The sequence below is a fragment of the Agromyces larvae genome, from assembly GCF_022811705.1.
Taxonomy (GTDB): domain Bacteria; phylum Actinomycetota; class Actinomycetes; order Actinomycetales; family Microbacteriaceae; genus Agromyces; species Agromyces larvae.
This window is the reverse complement of the sequence record NZ_CP094528.1, coordinates 556,201-572,415: the sequence shown is the minus strand read 5'-3', so window position 1 is coordinate 572,415 and position 16,215 is coordinate 556,201. Positions and strand designations below refer to the sequence as shown.

Genomic DNA, 16,215 nt, shown 5'->3' with positions numbered 1-16,215 from the left:
GCATTGCCACACCAGGAGGCGGCGAGTTCTTGCTGTGCAGGACGAACTCGCCGGCTGCGCCTACGCAACCGCTTCGGCTGTCGGCATTGCCACACCAGGAGGCGGCGAGTTCTTGCTGTGCAGGAGTTCTTGCTACTCGCTGTCCATCAGCCGCGAGCGGATCAGGAACCGCACGCCCTCGGGCGCCTCGACCGAGAAGCCGCTCCCCCGGCCCGCGACGACGTCCACGATGAGGTAGGTGTGGCGCCAGTACGCGAACTGTTCGGCCGACATCCAGAACGGCACGGTGCCCGACGGGAGGTCCAGCTCGCCGAGCAGCACGTCGGCGTCGCTGGTGATGAAGTCGCCCAGCGGGTAGCACATCGGACTCGATCCGTCGCAGCATCCACCCGACTGGTGGAACATCAGCGGGCCGTGCACCGCCCAGAGCCGCTCGAGCAGCGCCGTCGCCGCGGGCGTGAGCTCCACCCGCGGCGACGACTCGCCCGCGACGGTGATGCGGCCGACGATCCGGCCGAGTTCGTCGAGGGACATCCGTGCTCCTCTCCGTCGCCCCGTGGGCTCAGAAGAACCCGAGGGGCTGCTCGCTGTAGCTGACCAGCAGGTTCTTGGTCTGCTGGTAGTGGTCCAGCGCCTGCTTGTTGTTCTCCCGACCGATGCCGCTCGACTTGTAGCCGCCGAACGCCGCGCCCGCGGGGTACGCGTGGTAGTTGTTGATCCACACGCGACCGGCCTGGATGTCACGACCCGCGCGGTACGCCTCGTTGCCGTTGCGGCTCCACACGCCCGCGCCGAGCCCGTAGAGGGTGTCGTTCGCGATCGCGATCGCGTCGTCGTAGTCCTCGAAGCTCGTGACCGCGACGACCGGGCCGAAGATCTCCTCCTGGAACAGCCGCATCCGGTTCTGGCCCTCGAAGATCGTCGGCGCGACGTAGTACCCGCCGCTCAGGTCGCCGCCGAGGTCGACCCGCTCGCCGCCGAGCAGCAGCTTCGCGCCCTCCTGCTTGCCGATGTCGATGTAGCTGAGGATCTTCTCCAGCTGGTCGTTCGACGCCTGCGCGCCGACCTGGGTCTCGGTGTCGAGCGGGTTGCCCTGCTTGGCGAGCTTCGTGCGCTCGATCGCGTCGTCGAGGAACGAGTCGTAGATCGACTTCTGGATCAGCGACCGGCTGGGGCACGTGCACACCTCGCCCTGGTTGAACGCGAACAGGCTGAAGCCCTCGAGCGCCTTGGAGTAGAAGTCGTCGTCGCGCCGGTCGGCGACCGACTCGAACACGATGTTCGGGCTCTTGCCGCCGAGTTCCACCGTGGTCGGGATGATGTTCGCCGACGCGTACTGCAGGATGAGCCGGCCCGTCGTCGTCTCGCCGGTGAACGCGATCTTCCGGATCCGGTTCGACGAGGCGAGCGGCTTGCCGGCCTCCACGCCGAACCCGTTCACCACGTTCAGCACGCCGGCCGGCAGGAGGTCGGCGATGAGCTCGATCAGCACGAGGATCGAGGTCGGCGTCTGCTCGGCCGGCTTCAGCACGACCGCATTGCCCGCGGCGAGCGCGGGAGCGAGCTTCCACGTCGCCATCAGCAGCGGGAAGTTCCACGGGATGATCTGGCCGACCACCCCCAGCGGCTCGTGGAAGTGGTAGGCCACCGTGTCGCCGTCGAGCTGCGTGAAGGAGCCCTCCTGCGCGCGGATGAGGCTCGCGTAGTAGCGGAAGTGGTCGGCCGCGAGCGGCAGGTCGGCGTTCAGCGGCTCGCGGATCGACTTGCCGTTGTCCCACGTCTCGGCGACGGCCAGCAGCTCCAGGTTCTGTTCGATGCGGTCGGCGATCGCGTTCAGGATGCGGGCCCGCTCGGTGGCGTTCGTGCGCCCCCACGCCGGCGCGGCCTTGTGGGCGGCGTCGAGCGCCGCGTCGATGTCGGCGGCGGTGCCGCGGGCGACCTCGGTGAACGGTTTGCCGTTGACCGGCGAGATGTTCTCGAAGTACGCGCCGCCGGCGGGCTTCACCCACTCGCCGCCGATGAAGTGCTCGTAGCGGGGCTTGAACTCGATGAGCGCACCGGGCGTTCCCGGTGCGGCGTAGACGGTCATCATGCGCCTCCTGTGACGTCGTCGTCTGGTCGATCTCTGGCGTGGCTCCGCTGCACGAGCGGACGGCCCCGCGGGCGGGGTTGCGTGGAGCGTAGGCGCGCGAGCGTTGCAGGGAGGTTGCAGCGATCGTCAGCGCAACGCGCCGTCGACGCGCTCCAGGTGTGCGACGACCGTCGCGCGGCGCGGCGAACGCCGCGGCAGGATGGCGAGCAGGTCGCGCCAGACCTCGACGTCGTCGACCGCCTCGCGCTCGGCGTACGCGAGCAGCAGGTCGGGCGAGGCATCCGCCCGCATCGACTCGCGGAGCCGGCCCGCGATCTCGGCGCGCAGGTCGGCGATGCCCGGCGCCGTCGACTCGGGCAGCAGCGGCCCGCGGTACCGTTCGAGCGCGCGGCGCAGCGACCCGCGCGCGAGCAGCCGCACGACGTCGGCGGCGTCGAGGTCGAGCGGGCGCGCGAGCCGGTACGGCCGCGACTCCAGCGGGGGTTCGCCGGCCGCCTGCAGCACGCGACGCAGCCGCACGAGCTCGGCGCGGAGCGTCACGGGCGACGCCCCGCCCTCGTACAGCAGGTCGACGAGGCGCTCGGCCGGCAATCCGGCCGGATGCCACGCGAGCAACGTGAGGATCTCGGCGTGCCGCGGGCTCAGCTCGACCGGACCGAGCCGCGGCCGCGGGTTGCCGAGCACGGCGAGGCGGGTGCGCGCAGGAGCGGGAGCCGCGCGCATGCGGGTGCGGCGAACGGTGGCGCGGGCTGCGGCCTCGAGGCGATCGACGCGCAGCTGCGCCTCGACGGCCGCGACCGTCGCCGAGACGAGCGAGAGGGTGTGCGGGGCGACCGCGTGGTCGGTGCCCGTGATGTCGATGACGCCGATCAGTGCGCCGGTGTCGGGATCGTGCACGGGCGCGGCGGTGCAGCTCCACGGGTGCACGATGCGGTTGAAGTGCTCGGCGCCGCGGATCTGCACGGCACGGTCGAGCTCGAGCGCCGTGCCGGGCGCACTCGTGCCGACGACCCGCTCCGACCAGTCGGCACCCGGCACGAAGAGCATGCCCTCGGCGAGCGCCCGCAACCGCCGGTCGCCCTCGACCCACAGCAGCCGGCCGCGCGCATCGCCGACCGCGACGATCAGTCCGCCGTCGTCGGCGTCGTCGGCGAGCAGCCGCCGGATGACCGGCAGCACGGGCGCGAGCGCATGCTGCGATCGGTACTCGCGGAACTCCTCGTCGGCGAGGTCGACCCGCGGCATCGCGCGGTCGGGATCGAGGGCGCCGCGGATGGCACGCTCCCACGAGTCCCGCACCACCGGGCGCAGCGCGATCCGCGGGTCGCCGGCGCCGCCACCCGAGCGAAGCGCCTCCTGGGCTGCCTCGAGCCGGTCGCGCAGGGCAGCGGCATCGTCCGAAGGGGTGAGCCAGTGCTGGGACACGCCGACTCCGTTCGCCGTCGAAGGGGGTGCGGTCGCGACCAGCCTAGACGTCGGCGGCGCTCAGCGCAGCAGCAGCATGCGCGCGCTCCGCGCAGCAGCAGCATGCGCACGCTCAGCGCAGCAGCAGCATGCGCACGCTCAGCGCAGCAGCAGCATGCGCACGCTCAGCGCAGCAGCAGCATGCGCGCGCTCAGCGCATCAGTGCGGCGCGCCGTTCGCTGAGCCGTTCGAGCAGCACCCGCTCGTCGATCGCGTGCCGCACGTCGGTGCGCCCGGACACGAGCATCTGCCGGTTGAACGCCAGCGCCGTGGCATCCGCGATGAGGGCGCGCACCTCGCGGGTGCGCGGCGGTCGCTGCATCCGCGCCCACGCCATCGCCTGGCGACGGCCCGCCGGGGTGGCGAGCACATCGACCTCGCCGGGGCTCAGCCAGCCGGCGGCCGCGTACTCGGCGAGCCGGGCGCGGGTGAGCCGCGCCTCCTGCCCGCGCAGCAGCACCGTCAGCACGATCGCACCGACGAAGATCGGCACCTGCACGGTGAAGTACAGGCCGATCGCCCCCTCGCCGGCGAACGCCAGCGACCCGTTCCAGAGCGCGTGCAGGCCGATCGCGCCGACCAGGCCGAGCGCGAACCATCCGATGATGCCGACCGTGGCGCCGCGCCGGGCGCCGATGCCGATCATGAGGCCGGTGCACGCCGTGAACAGCACGTGCGCGAACGGCGAGAACAGCCCCCGCACGACGAACAGCACGCCCAGCTCGCCGGCGCCGCCCTCGGCCATCGCCGCGCCGAAGTAGAGCACGTTCTCGGTGAACGCGAACCCGGCGGCGACGGTCGCCGCATACACCAGCCCGTCGACCGGGCCGTCGAAGTGCGACCGCGAGAACGCGAACACGAGCAGCACCCCGAGCCCCTTGGCGAGCTCCTCGACGAGCGGGGCCTGCACGACGGCCTGCACCGCCTCGTCGGTCGCTCCGCCCGGCGTCGCGAACGCGACCGCCACCTGCACCCCGAGGTCGACGAGCAGTGCGAGCGCCACCGACACGCCCGCGCCCCACAGGAAGGCGAACCAGAGCGCCCATCGCGGCTCGGGCTCCCACCGGTCGACCCAGCGCACCGCGAGCAGCACGATGACCAGCGGCACGAGGGCCAGCAGGCTGCCGATCGCGAGGGTCGGCACGCCGAGGGCGGCGATGAGGTACGCGGCGACGAGCAGCAGGGCCAGCGCGCCGATCGCGATGCCGACGACGGCGAGCACGAAGCCCGCGCGGCGGGCGCGGGCCACCGGCTGTCGGGCGGGCGGGATCGGTTGCGGCGTCGGTTGCGGCGACGCGGTCGGGAAGCTCACGGAGCGAGCCTAGCGACGCACTGCGGATGCCTCGTCGAACATCACGCCCGGGTTCAGGATGCCGGCCGGGTCGAACACCGCCTTGATGCGCCGCTGCAGGTCGTAGCCGTCGTCGCCGAGCTCGTCGCGCAGCCAGCGGCGCTTCAGGATGCCCACGCCGTGCTCGCCGGTCAGCGTGCCGCCGAGCGCGACCGCGGCGCGGAACAGCTCGTCGGCGGCGGCCCACACCTCGGCGGGCGGCTCGGTCCCGGTGAAGACGAAGTTGGGGTGCAGGTTGCCGTCGCCGGCGTGCGCGAGCGTCGGGATCTCGATGCCGTACCGCCGACCGATGTCGGCGATCGCGCGGAACATGTCGGGCAGCTTCGAGCGCGGCACCGCGATGTCCTCGATGAGGACCTCGCCGGTCGCGGCGAGGGCCGGATGCCACGCCCGCCGCAGCGCGATCAGCCGCTCCGATGCGACGGCATCGGACGAGACCACGACCCGGCCGCCCGCCGCGCGCAGCACGTCGGCGATGCGGGCGGCGCGCGACGCGGCATCCGTGTCGTCGGCCTGCGCGATGACGAGCGCCTCGCCCGGCGCCAGCTGCTCGACCGGGGTGCCCGCGATCGCGGCCGGGCCGAGGTGGCCGACCACCCGCCGGAGCCCGAGGTCGTCGACGAGCTCGAGCATCGCGGGCCGCAAACGTGCGCCGGTCACTGCGGCGCAGCCGGCCGCGGCGACCTCGACGTCGGCGAACGCGGCCGCCACGGTGACCGGGTCGCCCTCGGGGCGGGGCCGCAACCGGACGGTGGCCTCGACGATGACGCCCAGCGTGCCCTCGGATCCGGTCATGAGCGCGGTCAGGTCGTAGCCCGTGACGCCTTTCACGGTGCGCCGCCCCGTGCGCACGAGGCGCCCGTCGGCGAGCACGACCGCGAGCCCGAGCACGGCCTCCCGGGTCACGCCGTACTTCGCGCAGAGCAGGCCGCCGGCGTTCGTGGCGATGTTGCCGCCCACGGACGAGATCGCGCGGCTCGCCGGGTCGGGCGCGTACCAGAGGCCGTGCTCGGATGCGGCCGCGTTCAGGTCGCCGTTCAGCACCCCCGGCTCGACGACGGCGAGCTCGTCCAGCGGGTCGAGCTCGAGGATGCGGTCCATGCGCGACAGGTCGAGCACGATCGCGCCCGCCCCGCCGATCGCGCCGCCCGCCAGGCCGGTGCCTGCGCCGCGGGGCACGACCGGGGTCCGGGTCTCGTTCGCGAGGCGCAGCAGCCGCTGCACCTCGTCGATCGAGGCGGGATGCACGACCGCGATCGGCCGGTCGGGCGCGCGATGGCCCGAACGGTCTTCGCGCGCACGGTCGAGGTCGGATGATTCGGTGCCCGCGGATGCCGGGAACTCGGCGTGCAGGCGGGCGATCAGGTCGTCGTGGGCTGGCATCGTCTCTCCCGGGGTGGGTGGTGTGCTGTTCGCAGCCTAGTGCGACGCTCCGTGTCCGATTCCCGCCAGTCGATGTCGGCGGGTGGTGCGAGGCTGGGGGCATGCCCGTCACCGATCGCATCGACGACCACGTCTCCGATGCCGTGTTCGAAGAGCGCTACCGCGCCGTGAGTTCGCGCGATGCCCGCTTCGACGGGCAGTTCATCACCGGCGTGCACTCGACCGGCATCTACTGCCGGCCGAGCTGCCCCGCCGTCACCCCCAAGCGCGGCAACGTGAGCTTCTACCTCACCGCGGCCGCGGCGCACGAGGCCGGCCTCCGGGCGTGCAAGCGCTGCCTGCCCGACGCGGTGCCCGGGTCCCCCCAGTGGGATCTGCGCGACGACCTCGCGGCTCGCGCGATGCGGCTCATCGCCGACGGGGTGATCGAGCGCGAGGGTGTGCCCGGGCTCGCCGCGCGCCTCGGCTACTCCCCCAGGCATCTCACGCGGGTGCTCACCGCAGAGCTCGGCGCCGGGCCGCTCGCCCTCGCCCGCGCGCACCGCGCGCAGACCGCGCGGGCACTGCTCGTGTCCACCGACCTCCCCGCCGCCGACGTGGCGTTCGCGTCGGGGTTCGGCAGCATCCGGCAGTTCAACGACACCATCCGCGAGGTGTACGAGCGCAGCCCGCTCGAGCTCCGGCTCGCGGCGGCGGTGCGGGCGCGCGCCCAGGTGCCCGCCTCGGGCGCCGTGCGGCTGCGGTTGCCGGCGCGCGAGCCGTTCGAGGCGTCCGGGGTGTTCGACTGGCTCGCCGCGCGCGCCGTCGACGGCGTCGAACGTGCCGAACCGGGGCGGTTCACCCGCACGCTCCGGCTGCCGTCGGGTCCGGCGCTCGTCAGCCTGACCGAGGCCGCGCAGCCCGGCGTCGAGATCGAGGCGCACCTCGCGTCGCTCGCCGACCTGCCGCCGCTCGTGGCCCGGGTGCGGCGGCTGTTCGACCTCGACGCCGACGCGGTCGCGATCGACGATGTGCTCGCGCGCGACCCCGCGCTGCGCGACGCCGTGCGCGCCGCTCCGGGCATCCGCCTGCCGGGCGCGCTGGACGCGCACGAACTGGTGTTCCGAGCCCTCATCGGGCAGCAGGTCTCGGTCGCCGCCGCACGCACCGCGCTCGGCCGGCTCGCGGCCGAGCTCGGCGAGCCGTTCACGATGCCCGGCGATCACGGGCTCGGCAGGCTCTTCCCCACCGCCGAGCAGATCGCCGCCGAAGGGCATCGGGTGCTGCGCGGCCCCGCATCGCGCATCCGCACCGTCCTCGACGTCGCGGCGAGGCTCGCGGGCGGCGACCTGATCGTCTCGCCCGAGCGCGAGCGGCACGAGCTGCACTCCGACCTCCTCGCGATCCCCGGCATCGGGCCGTGGACGGCCGGGTACCTGGCGATGCGCGTCACCCGCGCCCCCGACATCCTGCTCGTGAGCGACCTCGCGCTGCGCGCCGGGGCCCGGCGGCTCGGGCTGCCCGATGCCCCGCGCGAGCTCGCCGCGCGCGGCGCCGAGTGGGCGCCGTGGCGCAGCTACGCGTCGATGCACCTCTGGCGTGCGGCGACACCGCCGGCAAAGATCTGATGTCTGCCTCCGTCGGGCGGTACCATGCCGAGCATGGCCGTGACCGACGAGGCGATTCTGCGCATCAAAGAGATGATCATCGCGGGCGAGCTCGCCCCCGGGGATCGCCTGCCGCCCGAGAAGGAGTTGAGCGATCGGCTCGGTCTCAGTCGATCCTCGCTGCGCGAGGCGGTGAAGGCGCTCGAGGTGATCCGGGTGCTCGACGTGCGTCGCGGCGACGGCACCTACGTCACCAGCCTCGAGCCGCGGCTGCTGCTGGAGGCGATGTCGTTCGTCGTCGACCTGCACGACGACCAGTCGATCCTCGAGATCTTCGCGGTGCGGCGCATCCTCGAGTCATCCGCGTCGTCCCTCGCCGCACGCCGCGCCGACGCCGACGCGATCGCCCGCCTGCGCGAGATCGTCGCCGGAGTCGACCACGCCGCCGACGTCGAGAGCCTCGTGGCGCACGACCTCGAGTTCCACGGCGGCATCGCCGAGGCCACGGGCAACGCGTACCTCGCGAGCCTCATCGACTCGCTCTCCAGCCACACCGTGCGCGCCCGCATCTGGCGGGGCATCACGCAGGAGAACGTCGTCGACCGCACCCTGCAGGAGCACCACGCCATCCTCGACGCGATCGCCTCGGGCGACGCCGATCTCGCGAGCGCGCTGACGGTCGTGCACGTCAGCGGCGTCGAGCAGTGGCTGCGCGAGGCGCTGTAGGGCGCACCCGTTCCAGGCACCGAGTTCAGACGGAGGCACCGCCGGCGGTGCCTCCGTCTGAACTCGGTGCCTGGAACGCGCACGCGAAGCGGGGGCGGCTCGCGCCGCCCCCGCCTCATGCCGACCGGCCGTGCTTACTCGTACAGCACCGCCTGGATCTCCTCGTCGTCGATGTTCGACGCGTCGTACCAGAAGAACCCGGTGTCGATCGTCTTCGGCAGCGTCTCACCGTTGATCGCGGCCACCGCGGCCTTCACCGTCTCGTAGCCGATGCCGACGGGGTTCTGCGTGATGGCGCCGAGCATGAGGCCGTCGCGGATCGCGTCCATCTGCGCCTGGCCCGAGTCGAACCCGACCACCGCGAGGGTCGCCGGGTCGACGCCGAGCTCCTTCACGGCCTGCACGACGCCGATCGCCGAACCCTCGTTCGAGCCGTAGATGCCCTTCAGGTCGGGGTGCGCGGCGATGATCGCCTTGGCGAGGTCGGCCGACTTCGCCTGGTCGCCGCCGCCGTACTGGATGTCGACGATCTCGATGTTCGGCTCGTTCTCCTCCAGGTACTCGACGAAGCCGTCGCGGCGCTGCTGACCGGTGACCGAGGTCTGGTCGTGCACGACGAGCGCGACCTTGCCCTCGTGGCCGACGGCGTCGGCCATGTGCTTGGCCGCCTCCGCCGCAGCGGCCAGGTTGTCGGTCGCCGCGGTCGTCAGCGGGATGTCGCTCTCGACACCCGAGTCGAACGCGATGACCGGGATGTTCGAATCCTTCGCCTGCTGCAGCAGCGGGCCGGCGGCCTGGCTGTCCAGCGCGGCGAATCCGATCGCGGCGGGGCTCTTGTCGAGCGCGGTCTGCAGCATCTGGATCTGCTGGTCGACATCGGCCTCGGTGTCGGGGCCCTCGAACGAGATCTCGACGTCGAACTCCTCGGCCGCCTGCTCGGCACCCGCTTTCACGGCCTGCCAGAACTGGTGCTGGAACCCCTTCGAGATCAGGGCGATGTACGGCTTGTCGCCGTCGCCCGAGGCGTCGCCCGAGCCCGAGCCGCCGTCGTTCGCGCACCCCGCGAGGACGAGTGCGGTGATCGCGGCGCCGACGACGGCGCCGGCCATGCGCTTGCTGAACATGTGGTCACTCCTTTGTGTGTGGTGCTGTGAGGTGGTGCTGACTGGTGGTGCGAGTCGAGTGTTCGGTGGTGCGGTGGTGCGGTGGTGCGGTGGTGCGTCCGGATGCCTCAGGCCCGGCGTCGGCGCAGCATGTCGAGGTACACCGCGACCAGGATCACGATGCCGACCGCGACGGACTGCCACTCCTGCGGGACGGAGATGATGCGCAGGCCGTTCGTCAGCACGGCCATGATGAGCGCGCCGATCACGGTGCCGATGATCGAGCCCTTGCCGCCCTGCAGCGAGGTGCCGCCGATCACCACGGCGGCGATCGCCTCGAGCTCGAGGCCCATGCCGCCGGTCGGCTGCGCGGACGAGAGCCGCGAGGCGCTGAGCACACCGGCCAGGCCGACGAAGAGCCCCGCCATGGTGTAGATCACGATCTTCCAGCGCCGCACGTTCACGCCCGACAGCGACGTGGCCTGCTCGTTCGAACCGATCGAGAAGGCGTAGCGGCCGATCAGCGTCTTCGAGAGCACGACCGCCGCGATCACGATCATCACGACGAAGATCACCACGCCGAGCGGGAAGCGCACCCCCGGGATGATCGACAGGTTCATGATCTGCTGGAACTCGGGGGTGTCGTTGAAGTAGATCGGCTTGGTGCCCGAGATGACCAGCGACAGGCCCGCCGCGATGAGCATCATGCCGAGGGTGGCGATGAACGGCGGGATGCCGAGGATCGACACGTTCATGCCGTTGATCAGGCCGAGCAGCCCGCCGAACACGATCGTCGCCGCGACGCCGGCCCAGAGCGGCCACCCCCAGTAGGTGAGGAAGACGCCGGCCATCACGCCGCACAGCACCATGCCGGTGCCGATCGACAGGTCGATGCCGCCCGTGATGATGACGAACGTGGTGCCGAGCGCGAGGATGCCGGTGACGGTCGCCGCGGTGAGGATCGAGATCAGGTTGTTCGCGGTGAAGAAGTGCGGGCTCGCGATCGAGAAGAACACCACGATCACGATCAGGCTGGCGGCGGCGAGCAACTGCTGCAGCGAGCCGCGCAGCCAGGCCAGCCGGGGTTTGCCCGCCTCGATCGCGGCGAACGCCTCGGTCGAGGGGGTGCCGGCGGGCTGCGGTGCGGACGTGCGGTCTGCGGTGGTGGGGGTCATCGGGTGATCGTTCCTTCGGCGCTGAAGCGGGTGGCGTACTCCATGAGGTTCTCCTGCGTGGCGTCGGCGTTGTCGAGCACCGCGGTGAGCCGGCCCTCGGCCATGACCGCGATGCGATCGGACAGGCGCAGCACCTCGGGCAGCTCGGACGAGATCACGATGATGGCCTTGCCCTGCGCGGCGAGTTCGCGCAGCAGGCCGTGGATCTCGTCTTTCGCGCCCACGTCGATGCCGCGGGTCGGTTCGTCGAAGATCAGCACGTCGCAGTCCTTCGCGAGCCACTTGGCGATGACGACCTTCTGCTGGTTGCCGCCCGAGAGGTTCTGCACGAGCTGAGCGGTCGACGGGGTCTTGATGCGCAGCTTCTGCACGTACTCGCGGCCGGTCGACTCGATGCGCCGGTCGCTGACGAACACGCCGCGCACGTAGTCGCGCAGCGACGCGAGCACGATGTTCTCGCGCACGCTGCGCTCGAGCAGCACGCCGAGCTGCTTGCGGTCTTCGGAGAGGTACCCGATGCCGAGCCGTGCGGCGTCGGCGGGGTTCTGGATCTGCACCTGGCGGCCGTGCAGCGTGACGGTGCCGGCCGTGCGCCGGTCGGCGCCGACGACGGCGCGGGCGACCTCGGTGCGCCCGGCGCCCATGAGCCCCGCGAACCCGAGGATCTCACCGGCGCGCGCCTCGAAGCTGACGTCCTTCAGCAGGTGCTTGGTGGAGAGCCCGGTCACGGTGAGCACCGGTTCGCCCGGTGCGGTGCGCGGTGCGGGTCTCGATTCGCCCTCGATCGGACGCCCCACCATGAGCGAGATGACCTCGCGCTGGTCGGTGTCGGCGGTGACGAGGGTGTCGATGTACCGCCCGTCGCGCAGCACGGTGATGCGGTCGGAGATGCGCGAGAGCTCCTCCATGCGGTGCGAGATGTAGATGACCCCGGTGTCGGGGGTGCGGAACCGCTCGATCAGCCCGAAGAGCACGTCGACCTCGGCGTCGTTCAGCGCCGCGGTCGGCTCGTCCATGATGAGCACGCGGGCGTCGAAGGACAGCGCCTTGGCGATCTCGACCATCTGCTGGCGGGCGACGGTGAGCCGTTCGACGCGTTCGGTGGGGTCGAGCGCGAGGCCGAGCCGGTCGAACAGCTCGCGGGCGCGGCGGTTCAGCGCCCGCTCGTCGAGGAACGTGCCGGCCACGCGCCGCTCGCGCCCGATGAAGATGTTCTGCGCGATGGTGAGGTCGGGCATCAGGTTGAACTCCTGATGGATGATCGCGATGCCCAGTTCCTGCGCGTGGCGCGGGCCGTCGATCCGCAGCTCCCGCCCGTTCAGCCGGATGGTGCCGGCGTCGGGTTCGTAGATGCCGGCGAGCAGCTTCATCAGCGTCGACTTGCCGGCGCCGTTCTCGCCGACGAGCGCGAGCACCTCGCCGTGGCGCAGGTCGAGCCGCACGTCGTCGAGCGCCTGCACGCCGGGGAACCCCTTGCTCATGCCCTCGAGCTCGAGCAGCGCGGTCATGAGGCCGCCCCCTGGGATCGGTACTCGTTCACGACGCCCTTCCTGATGATGAGGTTGCCGTACGGTCGCAGCTCGCCGGTGCGCACCACGAGCCGGGCGGAGGCGGCGCGCTCGTAGAAGGCGAACCGGTCGAGCGCGGTGCGCCGGTCGTCGGCGACCTCGGCTGCGGCGACCAGCTCGATCGGCACCGGCAGCGGCCCGGGCTCCTCGCCCTGCATGAGCAGCACCGACTCGGCCTCGTACGCGTCGAGCGGGAGCACGGTGCGAATCGCCTGGACCACGGCGGGCGCCGTCAGGCCCGGTGCCTCGACGACCGTCTCGCCGATGCGGTGCGCGGGGAAGTTCGCATCGGCGACGACGAGCTCGTCGCCGTGGCCGAGCCGGTCCAGCGCGGCGAGCAGGTCGCCGCTCAGGATCGGGTGGATGCCGCTCAGCATGTTCGCCTCTCTTCGTCGAGTAGGGTGGCCCTGGGGCCGCCGGGTGGGGTTGAGTCTAGTGCGACTGATCGGATGTTTCAGCCCGAGTTCGCCGGACATCGCGAGGTTTCAGCCATTGGAGCCGCCGATCGCTCCGACCTCTGATGCGAGGTAGACGCGCTCGGCGTTGGCGCCGAGGATCGCCGTGCGCTCGGCCGCCGAGAGCCGGTCGAGCGCGGCCCGCATGACCGCCCAGGTCGGCGCGTACCCGCCGTGCGGCACCGACATCGGCCAGTCGCCGCCGTACAGCAGGCGGTCGGCGCCGAACGCGTCGAGCGCGAGGTCGAGCAGCCGGCCGACCGAATCGGCGGTGAAGGACGCCCCGGGCAGGTGCAGCCCCGAGAACTTGGCGACCGTGTTCGGCAGCTCGGCGACGCGGCGGAACTCCGCCTCCCAGGCGGCGAACGCCTCGGAATCGAAGCCCTCGCCTGCGGGCGGCTTGGCGAGGTGGTCGATCACGACCGTGAGCTCGGGCACGGCCGCGGCCGCGCGCCCGGCCGCGGCGAGGTGGCGCGGCCACGCGTCGGGCACGTCGAACACCAGGCCGTGCGCGGCCACGCGGCGCAGCGACGCCCGCACGGCGGGCAGGTCGAGGAAGTCGTCGCGGGGGTCGTCGTGCACGAGATGACGGATGCCTCGCAGCAGCCCTGCGGCGTCGGAGGCACCGCCCTCGGCGAACCCGTCGAGCTGGGCTGCGGCCTCGGCCTCGTCGTCGAGGCGCACCCAGCCGACCACGCCGACGATCCAGTCGTTCGCGCGCGCCTGGTCGAGCATGAACCGGGTGTCGGCGAGGGTGTCGTCGGCCTGCACGAGGATCGCCGCGTCGACGCCGGCCTCGCGCAGCGCGACGCCGGCCTCGTCGGCCCCGAAGTCGCGATGCAGGGGGCCGAGCTCGGGCGTCACCCAGCCGTATCCCCCGTCGGCGCGATCCCACAGATGCAGGTGCGCGTCGATCACCCGGGTGCTCGCGGTTCCGCTCATGGAATCAGCCCCGCTTCCTGCAGGGCGTCCCAGAACGACGCGGGCACGGGCACCGCGAGGCGGGCGAGGTTCTCGTGCACCGCCTCGGCTCGCGCGGTGCCGACGGCGACGGCGCGCACAGCCGGGTGCCGCAGCGGGTACTGGATCGCCGCGACCGGCAACGGCACCCCGTGCTCGCGACACGCGGCGGCGAGCGCGCGAGCGCGCGTCAGCACGTCGGCCGGCACGGCGCCGTAGTTGTAGTGCGCCCCGGCGCCGGGGTCGTCGGTCGCGAGCAGGCCCGAGTTGTAGGGGGCCGCCGCCACCACGCCGACGCCGCGCTCGAGGCAGAGCGGCAGCAGGTCGGCGAGCGCCGGCTGTTCGAGCAACGTGTACCGGCCCGCGATCATGACGAGGTCGAGGTCGGCCGCACGCACGGCGCGGGCCGCGACATCCGCATCGTTGACGCCGATGCCGATCGCAGCGACCAGCCCCTCGTCGCGCAGCCGCACGAGGGCGGGCAGACCTTCGGCGATGCCGCGGTCGGTGTCGTACGCGTCGGGGTCGTGCAGGTAGGCGATGTCGACGCGGTCGAGCCCGAGGCGGGTCAGCGAGTCCTCGAGGCTGCGCCGGATGCCGCGCTCGGTCGGGTCGAACCGGCGCACGAGGGCGTTCGGCACCGCGTAGCCGTCGGCGAGGTCGGAGCCGCCCGCGAAGTCGGGGTTCGGCTCGAGCACCCGCCCGACCTTCGTCGAGACGAGGACCTCGTCGCGCGGCTTGTCGCGCAGGAACTCGCCGAGTCGACGCTCGCTCAGCCCGAGCCCGTAGTGCGGGGCGGTGTCGTAATAGCGGATGCCCCCCGCCCACGCCGCGTCGAGTGCGTCGCGAGCGGCCTCGTCGGAGACCTCGCGGTAGAGGTTGCCGATGGGGGCCGCGCCGAAGCCGAGCGGCCCGAGCCGCGACGAGCTCGTCACGTCGGAGCTCATGCGCCCGCCCCCACGTGCTCGCCGCGCCAGGTGAACGTGTCGATCGACGACGCGTGCATCTCGGTGCCGGCCCCGGGCGCGACGGGCGCGAGGTAGCGCCCGTGCTCGACCACGGTGGGGGTGACGAAGTGCTCGTGCAGGTGGTCGACGTACTCGATCATGCGACCCTCCATGCTGCCCGACACCGCGACGAAGTCGAACATCGACAGGTGCTGCACCGCCTCGCAGAGGCCCACGCCCCCGGCGTGCGGGCACACCGGCACGCCGAACTTCGCGGCCAGCAGGAGGTTGGCGATGTTCTCGTTGACGCCGCCGACGCGGGTCGCGTCGATCTGCATGACCTGCATGCCGCCGGCCTGCAGCAGCTGCTTGAAGACGACGCGGTTCTGCACGTGCTCACCGGTGGCGACGCGCACCGGGGCGACGCCGCGGGCGATGGCCGCGTGGCCGAGCACGTCGTCGGGGCTGGTCGGCTCCTCGATCCAGGCGGGGCCGAACTCGGCGAGCGCGTTCACCCACGCGATCGCATCGGCCACGTCCCACCGCTGGTTCGCGTCGATCGCGATCGGGTAGTCGGGGCCGACCGCGCGCCGAGCGATGGCGAGCCGGCGGCGGTCGTCGTCGAGGTTCGCGCCGACCTTGAGCTTGATCTGGGGGAACCCGTCGGCGACCGCCTCGCGGCAGAGCCGTTCGAGCTTCTCGTCGGAGTAGCCGAGCCAGCCGGGCGTGGTGGTGTAGGCGGGGTAGCCGCGCTCGAGCAGTTCGGCCCTGCGGTCGGCGCGCCCGGGTTCGGCGGCGCGCAGGATGGCGAGCGCCTCGTCGGGCGTGAGCGCATCGCTCAGGTACCGGAAGTCGACGACCGAGACGAGTTCTTCGGGCGCGAGCTGCGAGAGGTGCGCCCAGAGCGGTTCGCCGGCGCGCTTGGCCCGCAGATCCCACAGCGCGTTCACGGCCGCGCCGATCGCCATGTGCATGACGCCCTTCTCGGGGCCGAGCCAGCGCAGCTGCGAGTCGTGGGTGAGCAGTCGCGAGGCCGCCCCCATGTCGGCGAGCAGGTCTTCGACGTCGCGGCCCAGCAGGTGGTCGCGGAGCGCGTCGAGCGCGGCGACCTGGACGTCGTTGCCGCGGCCGATCGTGAATACGAACGCATCGCCCTCGAGCCCGTCGCCCGCGTCGGTGCCGATGGCGATGGAGGCGGCGGAGTAGTCGGGGTCGGGATTCATCGCATCCGACCCGTCGAGTGACCGGGAGGTCGGGAAGCGGATGTCCCGGGTGTCAACGCTGACGATCGTGCTCATGGCGTCCTTTCGTGGCAGGGCGAGCATAAACATCGGATGTCTCGCCTGTCAACTGTCCCGCGATATGCAAGAATCACGGATGTCGCGGGATATGCCGCGCGTCAGAC

General features: G+C 72.2%; 14 protein-coding genes. 2 read left to right on the top strand and 12 right to left on the bottom strand.

The window, feature by feature from the left end; genetic code table 11:
• Nucleotides 1–132 precede the first annotated feature (132 nt).
• From MTO99_RS02555 to MTO99_RS02535, 5 genes are all read right to left on the bottom strand, one after another.
• A complete protein-coding gene (locus MTO99_RS02555; RefSeq protein WP_243556694.1) occupies nt 133–534 on the bottom strand; it encodes a DUF779 domain-containing protein in 402 nt (133 codons plus the stop codon).
• Nucleotides 535–562: 28 nt separating this feature from the next.
• Nucleotides 563–2,089: an acetaldehyde dehydrogenase ExaC gene (exaC, locus tag MTO99_RS02550; RefSeq protein ID WP_243556693.1), complete on the bottom strand. Its 1,527-nt coding sequence runs from the start codon at nt 2,087–2,089 to the stop codon at nt 563–565.
• 129 nt (nt 2,090–2,218) lie between these two features.
• A complete protein-coding gene (locus MTO99_RS02545) occupies nt 2,219–3,517 on the bottom strand; it encodes a GAF domain-containing protein (RefSeq protein WP_243556692.1) in 1,299 nt (432 codons plus the stop codon).
• A gap of 190 nt (nt 3,518–3,707) precedes the next feature.
• Nucleotides 3,708–4,868 (bottom strand): PrsW family intramembrane metalloprotease, encoded by a 1,161-nt coding sequence (locus MTO99_RS02540; RefSeq protein ID WP_243556691.1) that lies wholly within the window; start codon nt 4,866–4,868, stop codon nt 3,708–3,710.
• Nucleotides 4,869–4,877: 9 nt separating this feature from the next.
• Nucleotides 4,878–6,290: an FAD-binding oxidoreductase gene (locus MTO99_RS02535; protein ID WP_243556690.1), complete on the bottom strand. Its 1,413-nt coding sequence runs from the start codon at nt 6,288–6,290 to the stop codon at nt 4,878–4,880.
• Nucleotides 6,291–6,391: 101 nt separating this feature from the next.
• Between MTO99_RS02535 and MTO99_RS02530 the strand changes: the two genes are divergently transcribed.
• Nucleotides 6,392–7,897, top strand: coding sequence for an AlkA N-terminal domain-containing protein (locus MTO99_RS02530; RefSeq protein ID WP_243556688.1), 1,506 nt, complete (start codon nt 6,392–6,394; stop codon nt 7,895–7,897).
• Nucleotides 7,898–7,930: 33 nt separating this feature from the next.
• On the top strand, nt 7,931–8,602 hold the full coding sequence (locus MTO99_RS02525; RefSeq protein WP_243556686.1) for a FadR/GntR family transcriptional regulator: 672 nt from the start codon (nt 7,931–7,933) through the stop codon (nt 8,600–8,602).
• A 134-nt stretch (nt 8,603–8,736) separates the two neighbouring features.
• Here the strand turns inward: MTO99_RS02525 and MTO99_RS02520 are convergent, their stop codons facing one another.
• The 7 genes from MTO99_RS02520 to MTO99_RS02490 form a co-directional block, all read right to left on the bottom strand.
• A complete protein-coding gene (locus MTO99_RS02520; protein WP_243556684.1) occupies nt 8,737–9,726 on the bottom strand; it encodes an ABC transporter substrate-binding protein in 990 nt (329 codons plus the stop codon).
• Between the two features lie 107 nt (nt 9,727–9,833).
• Entirely contained in the window at nt 9,834–10,880 is a 1,047-nt protein-coding gene (locus tag MTO99_RS02515) for an ABC transporter permease (RefSeq protein ID WP_243556683.1), read from the bottom strand.
• The gene (locus tag MTO99_RS02510) at nt 10,877–12,388 is read right to left on the bottom strand and encodes a sugar ABC transporter ATP-binding protein (protein ID WP_243556682.1); all 1,512 of its coding nucleotides are present in this window, start codon (nt 12,386–12,388) and stop codon (nt 10,877–10,879) included. Before MTO99_RS02510 ends, MTO99_RS02515 begins: the two co-directional genes overlap by 4 nt.
• Nucleotides 12,385–12,825, bottom strand: a complete 441-nt coding sequence (locus MTO99_RS02505) for an RbsD/FucU family protein (protein ID WP_243556681.1) — start codon at nt 12,823–12,825, stop codon at nt 12,385–12,387. The genes MTO99_RS02510 and MTO99_RS02505 overlap by 4 nt, the downstream gene beginning before the upstream one ends.
• Before the next feature lie 108 nt (nt 12,826–12,933).
• A complete protein-coding gene (locus MTO99_RS02500) occupies nt 12,934–13,845 on the bottom strand; it encodes an amidohydrolase family protein (RefSeq protein ID WP_243556680.1) in 912 nt (303 codons plus the stop codon).
• Nucleotides 13,842–14,810: an aldo/keto reductase gene (locus tag MTO99_RS02495; RefSeq protein WP_243556679.1), complete on the bottom strand. Its 969-nt coding sequence runs from the start codon at nt 14,808–14,810 to the stop codon at nt 13,842–13,844. The genes MTO99_RS02500 and MTO99_RS02495 overlap by 4 nt, the downstream gene beginning before the upstream one ends.
• A complete protein-coding gene (locus MTO99_RS02490; protein WP_243556678.1) occupies nt 14,807–16,108 on the bottom strand; it encodes an enolase C-terminal domain-like protein in 1,302 nt (433 codons plus the stop codon). Before MTO99_RS02490 ends, MTO99_RS02495 begins: the two co-directional genes overlap by 4 nt.
• Nucleotides 16,109–16,215: the final 107 nt, after the last annotated feature.